Below are 13,763 nucleotides of genomic sequence, written 5' to 3'. Positions count from 1 at the left end.
AAAGAGGGGCCCTGGCCCCTTTTTTTGTCGCTGTCACCAGGCGATTGGATGCAAAATTGAAACAAATTTCGCTGATACGCGGGATTTCTCCTGCATTTTAGCGACAGTCTTGACGCAGACCCGCCCGAAGAGGACACTTTGTCAGGTGGGGATGCAGACCTTGATCCCCATGACATTCAATCTTTCGGTGAAACGGGTTTAGGGTAATCCGCAATGGCAGGCGTCTTTGTCATCATCACGTCTCTGATCGGTTTTGCCGGCTCTGTGACACTTGGGGTTTTGGGGGCGGGCCTCCTGCTCTCGGTTCTTATCGGCTATGGCATCGCCGCTCTGGTCTGCTGCACGCTCGTATTGCGGCAGGCACATCGCAGCGATCAGATGGATTTTGAGGACTACACCGCCTATTGCGGCCCCGAGCACCGGCGGGGCGAACCCCATGCGGTCCCCGCGCGTCACTAAACGGCGGCCGGTCTCTGAACTCTCCCGCGTCTCTGTGCATGTCCGCTGCCTTTGGTCTCTCCGGCGCAGCGTCGCCTGCGGTCTCTTTCCTTCATAGCGTCGCATGAAGCCTCGGTCGCGACTTTCGCTTCTTGCAATGAGTTGCGCCGGGTAGTCTGTGTGCTCAGTGCTCAGTGCTCAGTGCTCAGTGCTCAGTGCTCAGTGCTCAGTGCTCAGTGCTCAGTGCTCAGTGCTCAGTGCTCAGTGCTCAGTGCTCAGTGCTCAGTGCTCAGTGCTCAGTGCTCAGTGCTCAGTGCTCAGTGCTCAGTGCTCAGTGCTCAGTGCTCAGTGCTCAGTGCTCAGTGCTCAGTGCTCAGTGCTCAGTGCTCAGTGCTCAGTGCTCAGTGCTCAGTGCTCAGTGCTCAGTGCTCAGTGCTCAGTGCTCAGTGCTCAGTGCTCAGTGCTCAGTGCTCAGTGCTCAGTGCTCAGTGCTCAGTGCTCAGTGCTCAGTGCTCAGTGCTCAGTGCTCAGTGCTCAGTGCTCAGTGCTCAGTGCTCAGTGCTCAGTGCTCAGTGCTCAGTGCTCAGTGCTCAGTGCTCAGTGCTCAGTGCTCAGTGCTCAGTGCTCAGTGCTCAGTGCTCAGTGCTCAGTGCTCAGTGCTCAGTGCTCAGTGCTCAGTGCTCAGTGCTCAGTGCTCAGTGCTCAGTGCTCAGTGCTCAGTGCTCAGTGCTCACGGTGAGGTCCGGCGCGCGTCTCTTCTGTCATGATGCGCTCTGCCATGTATTGAGCGCGCGTCGCGTTGTTGCCAGCGATCCATGTGGAGGCCTGGCGTCGCTCTTTGTTTTCGCAGCGCATCCTGCGCATTCTCTGTGCTGAGCTTTCCCTGTGTTTCATCGCGAAGCTGTCTTCGCCGCCCCTGAGCGCCCCTGATCTCCCCCGCGCTCGCGCAGCTGTCATAAGCGCAGCGGGTGTGACGCAGCCCTCTGGCCTTGACCTTTTGGCTCTGCCTGTCAAAGGTGCCGCAGGTCTGACCGGAGGGACATTTGGCTAATCGCACCGCGCCGTTTTCGCGTTTCGAATGGATGGTTGCCTGGCGCTATATGCGGGGCATCGGGGCTGATGGCGGGGTCTCCGTTGTCACCATCATCTCTCTGCTGGGCATTACGCTGGCGGTGTTTGCGCTGGTCGCAACCCTTGCCGTGCGCTCGGGCTTCCGGACGGAATTTGTTGACACGATCCTTGGGGCCAATGCCCATGTGACGGTCTATCACGCCGCGCGCTCCACGCCGGAAGGCGGGCTGCAGCGGGGTATTGCCGAGTACGAAGCTGAGGCGCAGCGGCTGTCGCAGGTCGCGGGCGTCACCCGGGCCGCACCGCTGGTGCGCGGGCAGATCATGGCAAATGCCAATGGTCGCAATGCCGGGGCCGAAGTTTTTGGCATTACGCTGCAGGACCTGAAAGGCATCCCCCGCGTCGCCGGAGATCAGGCGACGATTGAGGGGGATCTGTCGCGCTTTGACGAGGGCGTGGCGATCGGCTCGGGCGTGGCGCGGGAACTCGGCGTGATGGTCGGCGACCGCCTTCGTATCATCTCACCCGATGGCGTAAAGACCGCCTTTGGCACCTCGCCACGGGTCAGCGCCTATGAGGTGGTGGCGATCTTTACCGCAGGTCGCTATGACATCGACCGCACCCGCATCTATATGCCCTTCACGGAGGCGCAGAGCTATTTCAACCGCGAAGGCTTCGCGGATGAGATCGAGGTTATGGTGACCGACCCCGATAAGGTCGATGAGATGTCGCCCGCTCTTTTGCGCGCTGCCGGAGACGGGGCGCTGCTCTGGTCCTGGCGCGACAGTTCGGGTGCGTTTTTGCGGGCGCTGACGGTGGAGGACAATGTGATGTTCATCATCCTGTCGATCCTCGTGCTGATTGCCTCGCTGAATATCATCGCGGGTCTGATCATGCTGGTGCGTACCAAAAGCCGGGCAATCGGCATTCTGCGCACCATGGGGCTGACCGAAGGGGCGGTGCTGCGGATTTTCTTTCTCTGCGGTGTGGCGACCGGGGTGACGGGGACGGCTTTAGGGTTGTTTCTCGGGGTGATGTTCGTGGTGAACATCGATTTTATCTTTGCGGTGGTGAATGGCGTCGGGGATGGCGGGGTCTGGGATCCGGAGATCCGTGGCATCTATGCGCTGCCCGCCGAGTTGCGGCTGGTGGATGTGGTGAAAGCGGCAGCTCTGTCGCTGGGGCTGTCCTTTATCGTGACCCTGCCGCCTGCCTGGCGGGCGGCGCGGATGAACCCGGTGGAGGCGCTGCGTCATGAGTGAAGCTGTGCTGCACCTTTCGGGGATCACCAAGACCTATAATCCGGGAAAGCCCAGTGCTGTCGAGGTGCTGCGGGGGGCCGATCTGGTGCTGCCGCGCGGCCAGGTGGTGGCGCTGGTCGCCCCCTCAGGCTCAGGCAAGTCCACGCTTTTGCATATCGCGGGACTGCTGGATGAGGCTGAGAGCGGACAGGTGGTGATTGCGGGGCAGGATGTGGGGCGTCTGTCTGACCGTGCCCGCACAGAGATCCGCCGCGCGGAGGTGGGCTTTATCTATCAGTTCCACCATCTGCTGCCGGAATTTACTGCGCTCGAGAATGTCATGCTGCCGCAGCTGGCCAATGGCGGGACGCATAAGGCCGCGAAGGCGCGGGCGATGGAATTGCTGGGCCGCGTGGGGCTTTCGGCGCGTGCGGGCCACCGCCCGGCGCAACTGTCGGGGGGCGAGGCGCAGAGGGTTGCCTTTTGCCGGGCGCTGGCCAATGGGCCGAAGCTGTTGCTGGCGGATGAGCCCACGGGGAACCTGGATCCGGCGACCTCGGATCAGGTGTTTGGTGTGCTGATGGAGATCGTGCGGGAGACCGGGCTTTCGGCGCTGATTGCCACGCATAACTTTGATCTGGCGGGCCGGATGGACCGGGTGGTGAAGCTGGAACAGGGCGCCATTACCGGGGCCTGAGCGCTCTCTGGAGCGCGCCGGGGAGGGCTGCCTGCCCTCCCCGGACCCCGCCCGGGAGTATTTTTAAAAAGCCAAAGCCAGGGGGGGCGGCTCAGAGCGGGTCGATGTCGCCTTCGGCGCGTTTTGCGTGGAAGGCGGCGACGAAGGCTTTGAGGTTTTGTGACTCAATGGCGTCGCGCAGGCCCTGCATCAGGTCCTGGTAGTAATGCAGATTGTGCCAGGTCAGCAGCATGGAGCCGATGATCTCCTGGGCGCGGATGACGTGGTGCAGATAGCCGCGCGAGTAATTGCGGCAGGCCGGGCAGCTGCAGTTTTCATCGAGCGGGCGCGGGTCGTCCTGGTGGCGGGCGTTGCGCAGGTTGACCTGGCCACGGCGCGTCCAGCCCTGGGCCGTGCGGCCTGAGCGGGAGGGCAGCACGCAGTCCATCATATCGATGCCGCGCTCAACGGCGCCGACGATATCATCGGGTTTGCCGACGCCCATGAGGTAGCGCGGCTTGTCTTCCGGCAGGAAGCCGGGGGCGTAGTTCAGCACGTCAAACATCGCCTCCTGGCCTTCGCCCACGGCGAGGCCGCCGACGGCATAGCCGTCAAAGCCGATGGATTTGAGTTTTTCGGCTGATTCCTCGCGCAGGTCGCGGGTGACGCCGCCCTGCATGATGCCGAAAAGCGCATGGCCGGGGCGGTCACCGAAGGCATCGCGCGAGCGCTGCGCCCAGCGCATGGAGAGGCGCATGGATTTGGCGACCTCGGCTTCGGTGGCGGGAAGGGCGGGGCATTCGTCAAAGCACATGACGATGTCGGAGCCGAGGAGCTTTTGGATCTCCATCGAGCGCTCGGGCGTCAGGACGTGTTTGGAGCCATCGTAATGGCTGCGGAAGGTCACGCCCTCTTCGGTGAGTTTGCGCAGCGACGACAGGCTCATGACCTGGAAGCCACCGCTGTCGGTGAGGATCGGGCGCTCCCAGTTCATGAATTTATGCAGACCGCCGAGGCGGTCGACGCGTTCGGCGCCAGGGCGCAGCATCAGGTGGTAGGTATTGCCCAGCAGAATGTCCGCCCCGGTGGCGCGCACGGACTCGGGCATCATGGCCTTCACGGTCGCGGCGGTGCCCACCGGCATGAAGGCCGGGGTGCGGATTTCGCCGCGGGTGGTGTGGATGACCCCGGTACGGGCCGCGCCATCGGTGGCTTTAAGCGTAAATCCGAAGCCTTCGGCCATGGGGTGTCTCCAGAATGATCCAAACGGGCCTTCCATACAGGCCCCGCAGGTGCGGGCGCAAGGTGACAGCGCGTCCCGGTGGCGGCTCATTTGCCCCGTGCCACTGGACGTTCCTGAGTAAAATCCTATATCAGGGTCAGGATATTCACCGACTGCCGGGACGGATCTGCCATGAGCACTCAATCGACCGATCTTTTGGAAGGCGAGCCGCTGATCCGGCCGTCGACTGTTGAGCACCCGATCTACGACTCGGTGGTGGAGGCCTGCCGCTCGGTTTTCGATCCGGAGATCCCGGTGAACATCTATGATCTGGGTCTGGTCTATACCATCACGATCGACGCTGAAAATGCGGTTGAGATCATGATGACCCTGACCGCGCCGGGCTGTCCGGTGGCGGGTGAGATGCCGGGCTGGGTGGCGGATGCCGTCAATGCGGTCCCGGGTGTCAAACAGGTGGATGTCGGTATGACCTTTGATCCGCCCTGGGGCATGGATATGATGTCCGATGAAGCGCGGCTCGAACTCGGCTTTATGTGAGGCAGTGATGTTTGGAATTCCCGGCAAAGCGGCGGTCACTCTGACCGCTTCGGCGGCAAAGCAGATTGCGCGTCTGATGGCGCGTGACGGCAGCCAGGGTCTGCGCATCGGCGTCAAAAAGGGCGGCTGTGCGGGGATGGAATACACCATGGACTATGTGTCTGAGGTGAATCCGCTGGATGAAATGGTGGAGCAGGATGGGGCGCGGGTGCTGATCGCGCCCATGGCGCAGATGTTCCTGATCGGCACTGAGATCGATTATGAGGTCTCGCTGCTGGAGAGCGGGTTTAAGTTCCGCAATCCCAATGTGATTGACAGCTGCGGGTGTGGCGAGTCGGTGAAATTCGAAGAAGCGCCCGCGCGGCTTTGATGCCTGTGAGGACTGGCTTTTGCAAAGCGCCCTTCGGGGCGCTTTTGTTTTGGCGGTTCCGGCTTTTCAGGCGGGCGGGAGTTCTGCATCCCCGATGCCCGGTGTGGCCATCGGGCTCTCCTGGCCGGGGGGCTTAATACTCAGCGCGTCTTTTGCCGGGGCTGAGATCCGGGGCCGTGCGGTGATCTGCTGTCACTCCGGGGCGGGCCTTCACGGGGGTGCCCTCAGGCATCCGGGGCGATCAGGCCCAGACCGCGCAGATAGATGCCGATACCGCTTTCCAACAGGTCTTCCGCCGCAAAGGGGCTGCGCGGATTGGCGGGATTGCGGGTGTGCAACTCGACAATCCCGTGGCTCATGGCCTGAATATGGGCGGCGAACATCGCCGGGGGCGGGCGGCGCTCCGGCGGGATCTGGCGCGAGAGCGCCTCTGCCGCTGCCAGCAGCGGTGCCTGGGCCTTGCGGGCGGTGGCGCCGAGATCGGGATAGGCCGAGAGGCTGAGGCCACTTTCGAACATTGCCACGTAATGCGCCGGAAAGCGGCGGGCAAAGGCGAGATAGGCCCGACCGGTGGCTTCAAAGCCTGCCAGCACCGAGGGCGCGCCGCCGTTCCAGGCGTGTGCCATCAGATCGCCAAAGATCTCAAAGCCCTGGCGGGCGACCTCTGCCAGCAGGTCCTCACGCCCCTCAAAATGGCGGTAGACCGCCGCCGGGGTCACGCCTGCGGCCTTGGCAGCTTCGGAGAGCGTAAAGCCCTGGGGGCCGTTTTTCTCAATCAGATCAAGGCTTGCAGTGACCAGCGCCTGGCGCAGATTGCCGTGGTGATAGCCCGCTTTAGCCATGCCGCAGGTCCGGATCCGCCACGATCAGCGGATCGGGGGCGCCGATGGCGGTCGCATCTTTGCCCTCAAATTCCAGGCGGTGCAGGACGGTCTGCAGCGCGGCGATGCGGGCGCGGCGCTTGTCATCAGAGCGGATGATCGTCCAGGGCGCTTCCGGGATATGGGAGCGGCGCAGCATCTCGCGCACGGCGGCGGTGTAATCGTCCCAGCGGGAGAGCCCGTCCGCATCGATCTGGCTGAGCTTCCACTGCTTCAGGGGATCGCGCTCGCGGTCGAGCATGCGGCGCAGCTGTTCGGCGCGGCCGACATTCAGCCAGATCTTCACCAGAGTGATGTTTTCATCGGCGAGGGTTTCTTCAAAGCCGGGCTGCTGGCGGAAGAAATGCTCACGCTGTTCGGGGGTGCAGAAGCCGAAGACATGCTCAACGACGGCGCGGTTGTACCAGGAGCGGTCGAAAAAGACCATCTCGCCTGCCGCCGGAAGCCAGTCGATGTAGCGCTGGAAATACCATTGGGTGGCCTCGCGCTCGGTGGGTTTCGGGAGGGCCACCACGGTCGCGTGCCGCGGGTTCAGGTTCTCGGTGACGGTGCGGATGGTGCCGCCTTTGCCCGCAGCGTCGCGCCCCTCAAAGAGGACGACCAGTCGTCGCCCGGTCTGGCGCAGATCGTTCTGCAGCCGCACCATCTGGATCTGCAGCGGCAGCATCTGCGCGGTATAGGCCGATTTTTCCATCGCCTGACGATAGGGGAAGGCGGCATCGGGGATGTCGCTTTTCTTCGCGCCTTTCAGCGCGTCGCGGATCGCCGGAGGGGCCTCGGTTTCGGCATAGCGGCTGATCGCGCCGTCAAGCGGCAGGGCGGGGGGCAGGCGGGTCATGAGGGGTCTCCGGGCAGTCGCGGCCAGTATCGCCCGCCGCCCGGAAAGTGCAATGGCTTCTGCCCCGGCTCAGGCCCGGTTGCGGCTGAACCAGGCGTCGATGGCGGTTCTGAGATGTGCCCAGAGCGCGGGGGCACCGCGCATGACTTTCGCGCCCACGCGGGTCTCCAGCTGCGCGCGGGTGACGGCGTAATCGTTCCAGGTGCCGCCGTCATTGATCAGGTTCAGCATCACCGGCTGCACGCGGTCGAGGGCGCGGGCGAAGCGGGCGTCGGGGGTCTCTCCGGCTTCGAACTCCTCCCAGAGGGCGCGAAGTTCTGCGGCCTTATGGGCGGGCAGCAGGCCAAAGAGGCGGTCTGCCCCGGCGCGTTCGGCGGCTTTTGTGGCCTCTGAGGCATGGGCCTGGCCGGCGGCGGAATGGATCGGCACATCGCCTGCATCAATCTCAACCAGATCATGCAGGAGCATCATCCGGATCACCCGGTCGGTGGAGACCCCAGGCTCTGCCAGATCGCCGAGGACCAGGGCATAAAGCGCCAGGTGCCAGGAATGCTCGGCCGAGTTCTCGCGCCGTGCATTGCCGGTGATCCGGGAGGCGCGTTCCACCAGTTTCAGCCGGTCGGCCTCACTGAGAAACGCAAGGCGGGCGGTCAGATCGGGGTCGGGATCGGGGGCAGTCATGGGGCTATCCGGCAGTCAGTCAGACGAAAGGCCGCACCTTTGGGGTGCGGCCTTTGGGATCAGGAGTTTTCACTTTGCATGCGGGTCAGCTCCTGGATCAGGAACTGTCGCCCGCGCTGTTCGGCAAGGCGCAGCCGGATGGAGGTGAGGAAGGCCTCCTCCATCGAGGGCGAGAGCGCGCCGATTGAGCGGGCAACCCGCTCATAAAGGCGGTCATCGCCGGTGGCCTTCATGGCCTGAAAGACATCGGCGGACAGGGTATCCGCCAGGTCCTCAAGCAGGCCCATCTCAGCGCGTGGTCTCGGTCAGGCGGCGGCGGACGTAGTCATCCACATGGCCGATCATCGGCTTCATGTGCAGCTCATCATCCTCAAAGAAGTGGCCCGCGCCCTCGATCTGGGTATGGGTCACGGTGATGCCCTTTTGCTCATGGAGTTTGTTGACCAGGGTCACGGTGTCTTTCGGCGGTGCGACACGGTCGGCCGCGCCATTGATGACCAGACCCGAGGCCGGGCAGGGCGCCAGGAAGCTGAAGTCATACATATTGGCCGGCGGGGCCACCGAGATGAAGCCGGTGATTTCCGGACGGCGCATCAGCAGCTGCATGCCAATCCAGGCCCCGAAGGAAAAGCCCGCGACCCAGCAGTGTTTGGCATTGGGGTTCATCGACTGCAGGTAATCGAGCGCCGCTGCCGCATCCGACAGCTCACCGATGCCCTGGTCATATTCACCCTGGCTGCGGCCGACGCCCCGGAAGTTGAAGCGCAGCACCGTGAAGCCCATGTTATGGAAGGCGTAATGCAGATTGTAGACGACGCGGTTGTTCATCGTCCCGCCGAACTGCGGATGCGGATGCAGAATGATCGCAATCGGAGCGTCGCGTTCCTTCTGGGGGTGATAACGGCCTTCAAGGCGTCCTTCGGGGCCGGGGAAAATCACTTCGGGCATGCGCGGGCTCACTGACTGACAAAGCAGACGCCCCGCAGAGCGCGCCGCTTTGCCGCCCCCGATCTCGGGGGGGACCTGCGGTTGACGCCAGGCGGGGGCCTGCTTAGAATGATTCCAGATGGCCGGAGAGCTTCCGGCCGCTACAGCAATGAGTTAAGCGTCAGCCTGTCCGGCGTCAATGGCCGGGGCGCGCAGCAGGAGCGGCAATGAAACTTTCGACGAAGGGCCGCTACGCAATGGTGGCGCTGTCTGATCTGGCGCTTTACGCGGGCGACGGCCGGGTTTCACTGGCTGAAATCTCAAAGCGGCAGGATATTTCGCTGCCCTATCTGGAGCAGCTCTTTGTGCGGCTGCGCCGGGCGGGGCTGGTGGAATCGGTGCGCGGGCCGGGGGGCGGGTACCGTCTGGCGCGCTCGCCCGATGCGATCCGGGTCTCGGAGATCCTGGAGGCGGTTGAGGAAACGGTGGATGCCACCCATACCGGCGCCGGTGCTTCGGGCGGCATGTCGGGCAGTCGTGCGCAATCTTTGTGCAACCGGCTCTGGCAGGGGCTTTCGGCCAATGTCTATGTCTATCTGCACCAGGTGCGGTTGTCGGATGTGGTTGCCAACCAGCTGACGCCCTGTCCGGCGGTTCCGGCGCTCTTTCGGGTGGTGGATGAGGACTGAGGCCGCGGGGGCGCAGCGCGCGTCAGGCCCCGGGGCGCTGCCCCGGACCCCGGAGTATTTTTCTAAAAGCCAAAGCAGGGGCTGAGATCATGGTCGCAAGGCTCTATCTGGATTGGAATGCGACCACGCCGCTGCGGGCGGAGGCACGCGGGGCCATGCTGTCGGCGATGAATCTGACGGGCAATCCCTCGTCGGTTCACGCAGAAGGCCGCGCCGCCAAGGCGCTGCTGGAACGGGCGCGGGGCGAGATTGCGACAGCACTTGGGGCGGAGGCTTCGGATGTGGTCTTTGTCTCGGGCTCGACGGAGGCGGCGGCTCTGGCCTGTGCGGGGCGCGGGCTGCATTGTGCGGAGGTGGAGCATGAGGCGGTTTCGGCCTGGTGTGAAGCTGATCTTGCGGTCTCGCGCGAGGGCGCGGTGACGGTGAGCGATCCGGCGCGCTCGGCGCTGCAGCTGGCCAATTCGGAGACCGGGGTGGTGCAAAAGCTGCCGCAGGGGCTGGCGGTGGCGGATCTGACCCAGGGGTTTGGCAAGCTGCCCTTCGCCTTTGACTGGTCGGGCATCGATATCGGTTTTGTCTCGGCGCATAAAATCGGCGGGCCGAAGGGGATCGGGGCGCTGGTGATCCGGCGCGGGCTGGAGATTGCGGCGCAGTTGCGCGGCGGCGGTCAGGAGATGGGCCGGCGGGCCGGGACCGAAAATCTGATCGGCATTGCCGGATTTGCGGCGGCGGCGACGGCGGGGCAGCGTGATCTTGCGGATGGCCGCTGGCAGGAGGTCGAAGAATTTAGAAATATTCTAGACTCAGCATTGTCAGCCGGGGAAAGCGGGACTATTTCTGTCGGGCATAAGGCCGCCCGTCTGCCCAATACTCTGTGTCTGGTGACCCCGGGCTGGAAGGGCGAGACCCAGGTGATGCAGATGGATCTGGCAGGCTTTGCGGTCTCGGCGGGTTCGGCCTGTTCCAGCGGCAAGGTGCGGTCCAGCCGGGTGCTGCGGGCGATGGGATTTGATGAGGCTGAGGCAGCCTCGGCCATGCGGATCTCGCTGGGGATCGGGGTGGAGAAAGAGCCGCTGCTGCGGTTTGCCGAAACCTGGTCGCGGGCGCGCGATAAGGTTCTGGCGCGGATGAAGGCCTGACCTGCCTCTGACGGGCGGGGCGGGATCAGGACGGGGCCGGTCACCGGCCCGCATAAGCGAATGAGGCTGCTACGGGCAGCCGGTGAGAAGGACTAAGAGATGGCATTGACCGATCAGGCCGAAGCCCGGACCGACATCCGCGATGGTGTGGACCGTGAGACGATTGAAACCGTCGAGGCAATGGCCGGCAAATACAAATACGGCTGGGAAACCGAGATCGAGATGGAGATGGCCCCCAAGGGTCTGAACGAAGATATCGTTCGCCTCATCTCGTCGAAGAATGGCGAGCCGGAGTGGATGCTGGAATGGCGTCTGGCTGCCTATCGCCGCTGGCTGCAGATGGAAGAGCCGTCCTGGGCAATGCTGAACTATCCTGAGATCGATTATCAGGACCAGTATTACTATGCCAAACCCAAGAGCATGGTGGAAAAGCCAAAATCGCTTGATGAGGTCGATCCGAAGCTTTTGGCGACTTACGAAAAGCTGGGGATCCCGCTGCGCGAGCAGATGATCCTGGCCGGTGTGGAGGGCGCAGAGGCTGCGCCTGCTGAGGGCCGTAAGGTCGCGGTGGATGCGGTCTTCGATTCCGTTTCGCTGGGCACCACTTTTAAAGATGAGCTGCTGAAAGCCGGGGTGATCTTCTGCTCGATTTCGGAAGCGATCAAAGAGCACCCGGAACTGGTGAAGAAATATCTCGGCACGGTTGTTCCGCAGTCGGATAACTTCTTTGCCACGCTGAACTCGGCGGTCTTCTCGGATGGCTCGTTTGTTTATATCCCGGAAGGCACCCGCTGTCCGATGGAGCTGTCGACCTATTTCCGCATCAATGCGGAAAACACCGGGCAGTTTGAGCGCACGCTGATCATCGCGGAAAAGGGCTCTTATGTGTCCTATCTGGAAGGCTGCACCGCGCCGAAGCGCGACACCAACCAGCTGCATGCGGCTGTGGTGGAACTGGTGATCCTGGAAGATGCCGAGATCAAATATTCGACCGTGCAGAACTGGTTCCCGGGCGATGAAGAAGGCAAGGGCGGCATCTATAACTTCGTGACCAAGCGCGCGGACTGCCGCGGCGACCGCTCGAAGGTGATGTGGACCCAGGTCGAGACCGGCTCGGCGATCACCTGGAAATATCCTTCGTGCATTCTGCGCGGCGATGACAGCCAGGGCGAGTTCTATTCGATCGCCATCGCGAACAATATGCAGCAGGCCGATACCGGCACCAAGATGATCCACCTCGGCAAGCGCACCAAATCGCGTATTGTTTCCAAGGGGATCTCGGCGGGCAAGGCGCAGAACACCTATCGCGGTCAGGTCACCATGCACCCGAAAGCGACCGACAGCCGCAACTACACCCAGTGTGACAGCCTGCTGATCGGCGATCAGTGCGGCGCGCATACGGTTCCTTACATCGAAGTGAAGAACAACTCGAGCCGCGTTGAGCATGAGGCCACCACCTCGAAGGTGGATGATGATCAGCTCTTCTACTGCCGCTCGCGCGGGATGGGCGAGGAAGAGGCCGTGGCCCTGGTGGTCAATGGCTTTGTGAAGGAAGTTCTGCAGGCGCTGCCGATGGAATTTGCCATGGAAGCCCAAAGCCTGGTGGCGATTTCGCTCGAAGGCTCTGTTGGCTGATGACAAAGCCCCGCGGAACTTCGGTCGAGCGGGCTTATGACAGGGTCAACGACCGCCTTGAGGCGGTCGTTGACCGAAAGATCAGCGATCCCATCCTCGCCGGGAAGATGCTTGCCGGACCTTCGGTTCTGCTGATTGCGGTCAGCTTTGCCATCTGTCTGATGGTCTGGGGCTGGCTGGCAGACTGGCTGATCCTGCAGTGGGGGATGACGCGCGGCGCAGGGACGGCGATTTTCATCACCGGCGGGATCACCAGCTGGATGGTTCTGTTGGTGGTGTTGATTGTGCGCCGGATGAACCGGCTGGTCGCAGAAGGACGGCCGCCCATGCGGGGCGGTGAATGGCAACCCCGGGCGGCTCTGGCCCCCGAAGACGGAGAGAGACGCAATGATTGTGACCACCACTTCCACCGTTGAGGGGCGGCCTGCACGTGACTATCTGGGCATCGTGACCGGTGAAGCGATCCTGGGCGCGAATATCTTCAAAGACATGTTCGCGGGGATCCGTGACATCGTCGGCGGGCGCGCGGGGGCCTATGAAAAAGAGCTTGGCCGGGCGCGCAAAACCGCGCTGGCTGAGATGGAGGCCGAGGCGCAGCGTCTGGGTGCGGATGCCGTTGTCGGCGTCGATCTCGATTTTGAAGTGATTAACAATATGCTGATGGTCTCGGCCAGTGGCACGGCGGTGCGGCTTGGCTGAACCGCTGGCCTCCCTGCGCCCCGCCCTGACGGTGAAGCCTGAACTGACCCTGCCTGAGGCAGCGGCGCAGGCTTTGCGCGTGGCGCTGGCAAAGGCAGAGGTCTATCTGGAATATGGCTCGGGCGGCTCGACCGTTCTGGCCTCTGAGATGCCGGGTAAGGCGATCTTCAGTGTGGAAAGCGATGCGGACTGGGCGGCGGGTCTGGGGGACTGGCTGTCGGTCCATCCCGGGGCTTCGCCCGTGACGCTGCATCACGCCGATATCGGTCCGGTGCGCGAGTGGGGCTATCCGGTGGATTACTCGAAATTCGCCGCCTGGCCCGCCTATCCGCATTCGGTCTGGGAACGGCCCGATTTCCAACAGCCCGATCTGGTGCTGATCGACGGGCGCTTTCGGGCGGCCTGTTTTGCCACCGTGGCTTTGCGCACGCAAAAGCCGGTGACGGTGCTCTTTGACGACTACCGCGACCGCAAGGACTATCACACCGTCCGCAGGCTGGCCCAGCCGGTTGAGATGATCGGCCGGATGGCGCGGTTTGAACTTTCGCCCATGACCCTGCCGCGCGCGCTTGCGGGCTGGTATGCCGGGCTTTTCTTCAGGGCGCGGTGAAATGATGAATTTCCCTCAAATTGCCTGGAACTCTCCGCAGAGCGGTCTGATTTTGCCCGCGAACGGCCATAATCCGCAGTCAGACCTT

General features: G+C 63.1%; 17 protein-coding genes. 11 read left to right on the top strand and 6 right to left on the bottom strand.

Going from position 1 to position 13,763, the window contains the following annotated elements:
• Positions 1-213: 213 nt before the first annotated feature.
• The 3 genes from EG244_RS12705 (at position 214) to EG244_RS12695 (ending at position 3,447) form a co-directional block, all read left to right on the top strand.
• Positions 214-459, top strand: coding sequence for a hypothetical protein (locus tag EG244_RS12705; RefSeq protein WP_124965367.1), 246 nt, complete (start codon positions 214-216; stop codon positions 457-459).
• 1,022 nt (positions 460-1,481) lie between these two features.
• A complete protein-coding gene (locus tag EG244_RS12700; protein ID WP_124965366.1) occupies positions 1,482-2,771 on the top strand; it encodes an ABC transporter permease in 1,290 nt (429 codons plus the stop codon).
• Positions 2,764-3,447 (top strand): ABC transporter ATP-binding protein, encoded by a 684-nt coding sequence (locus EG244_RS12695; RefSeq protein WP_124965365.1) that lies wholly within the window; start codon positions 2,764-2,766, stop codon positions 3,445-3,447. Before EG244_RS12700 ends, EG244_RS12695 begins: the two co-directional genes overlap by 8 nt.
• Positions 3,448-3,538: 91 nt before the next feature.
• On the opposite strand, the gene tgt is transcribed toward EG244_RS12695, so the two are convergent.
• On the bottom strand, positions 3,539-4,669 hold the full coding sequence (tgt, locus tag EG244_RS12690; RefSeq protein WP_124965364.1) for a tRNA guanosine(34) transglycosylase Tgt: 1,131 nt from the start codon (positions 4,667-4,669) through the stop codon (positions 3,539-3,541).
• Positions 4,670-4,840: 171 nt separating this feature from the next.
• On the opposite strand from tgt, the gene EG244_RS12685 reads away from it, so the two are divergent.
• Positions 4,841-5,206 carry an SUF system Fe-S cluster assembly protein gene (locus EG244_RS12685; protein WP_124965363.1) on the top strand — a complete coding sequence of 122 codons (366 nt, stop codon included), beginning with the start codon at positions 4,841-4,843 and terminating at the stop codon, positions 5,204-5,206.
• 7 nt (positions 5,207-5,213) lie between these two features.
• Positions 5,214-5,576, top strand: a complete 363-nt coding sequence (locus EG244_RS12680; RefSeq protein WP_124965362.1) for a HesB/IscA family protein — start codon at positions 5,214-5,216, stop codon at positions 5,574-5,576.
• A 224-nt stretch (positions 5,577-5,800) separates the two neighbouring features.
• On the opposite strand, the gene EG244_RS12675 is transcribed toward EG244_RS12680, so the two are convergent.
• From EG244_RS12675 to EG244_RS12655, 5 genes are all read right to left on the bottom strand, one after another.
• Complete coding sequence (locus tag EG244_RS12675; protein ID WP_124965361.1) at positions 5,801-6,418, bottom strand: TetR/AcrR family transcriptional regulator; 618 nt, start codon at positions 6,416-6,418, stop codon at positions 5,801-5,803.
• A complete protein-coding gene (ppk2, locus tag EG244_RS12670) occupies positions 6,411-7,295 on the bottom strand; it encodes a polyphosphate kinase 2 (protein WP_124965360.1) in 885 nt (294 codons plus the stop codon). The genes EG244_RS12675 and ppk2 overlap by 8 nt, the downstream gene beginning before the upstream one ends.
• A gap of 69 nt (positions 7,296-7,364) precedes the next feature.
• Positions 7,365-7,976 (bottom strand): HD domain-containing protein, encoded by a 612-nt coding sequence (locus tag EG244_RS12665; RefSeq protein ID WP_124965359.1) that lies wholly within the window; start codon positions 7,974-7,976, stop codon positions 7,365-7,367.
• A gap of 59 nt (positions 7,977-8,035) precedes the next feature.
• Positions 8,036-8,263 carry a hypothetical protein gene (locus tag EG244_RS12660; RefSeq protein ID WP_124965358.1) on the bottom strand — a complete coding sequence of 76 codons (228 nt, stop codon included), beginning with the start codon at positions 8,261-8,263 and terminating at the stop codon, positions 8,036-8,038.
• A 1-nt stretch (position 8,264) separates the two neighbouring features.
• A complete protein-coding gene (locus EG244_RS12655; protein ID WP_124965357.1) occupies positions 8,265-8,924 on the bottom strand; it encodes an alpha/beta hydrolase in 660 nt (219 codons plus the stop codon).
• 206 nt (positions 8,925-9,130) lie between these two features.
• Between EG244_RS12655 and iscR the strand changes: the two genes are divergently transcribed.
• The 6 genes from iscR (at position 9,131) to EG244_RS12625 (ending at position 13,675) form a co-directional block, all read left to right on the top strand.
• On the top strand, positions 9,131-9,592 hold the full coding sequence (gene iscR, locus EG244_RS12650; protein WP_124965356.1) for a Fe-S cluster assembly transcriptional regulator IscR: 462 nt from the start codon (positions 9,131-9,133) through the stop codon (positions 9,590-9,592).
• Between the two features lie 89 nt (positions 9,593-9,681).
• Entirely contained in the window at positions 9,682-10,731 is a 1,050-nt protein-coding gene (locus tag EG244_RS12645) for a cysteine desulfurase family protein (protein WP_124965355.1), read from the top strand.
• Between the two features lie 99 nt (positions 10,732-10,830).
• Positions 10,831-12,366, top strand: a complete 1,536-nt coding sequence (sufB, locus tag EG244_RS12640) for a Fe-S cluster assembly protein SufB (RefSeq protein WP_124965354.1) — start codon at positions 10,831-10,833, stop codon at positions 12,364-12,366.
• On the top strand, positions 12,366-12,782 hold the full coding sequence (locus EG244_RS12635) for a hypothetical protein (RefSeq protein WP_124965353.1): 417 nt from the start codon (positions 12,366-12,368) through the stop codon (positions 12,780-12,782). Before sufB ends, EG244_RS12635 begins: the two co-directional genes overlap by 1 nt.
• Positions 12,754-13,065, top strand: a complete 312-nt coding sequence (locus EG244_RS12630; protein WP_124965352.1) for a heavy metal-binding domain-containing protein — start codon at positions 12,754-12,756, stop codon at positions 13,063-13,065. Before EG244_RS12635 ends, EG244_RS12630 begins: the two co-directional genes overlap by 29 nt.
• A complete protein-coding gene (locus EG244_RS12625) occupies positions 13,058-13,675 on the top strand; it encodes a hypothetical protein (RefSeq protein ID WP_233589004.1) in 618 nt (205 codons plus the stop codon). The genes EG244_RS12630 and EG244_RS12625 overlap by 8 nt, the downstream gene beginning before the upstream one ends.
• Positions 13,676-13,763: the final 88 nt, after the last annotated feature.

The organism is Falsigemmobacter faecalis (genome assembly GCF_003863335.1).
GTDB classification, from domain to species: Bacteria; Pseudomonadota; Alphaproteobacteria; order Rhodobacterales; family Rhodobacteraceae; genus Wagnerdoeblera; species Wagnerdoeblera faecalis.
The sequence above is the reverse complement of the archived record's forward strand: the minus strand, read 5'-3'. Positions and strand labels throughout refer to the sequence as shown.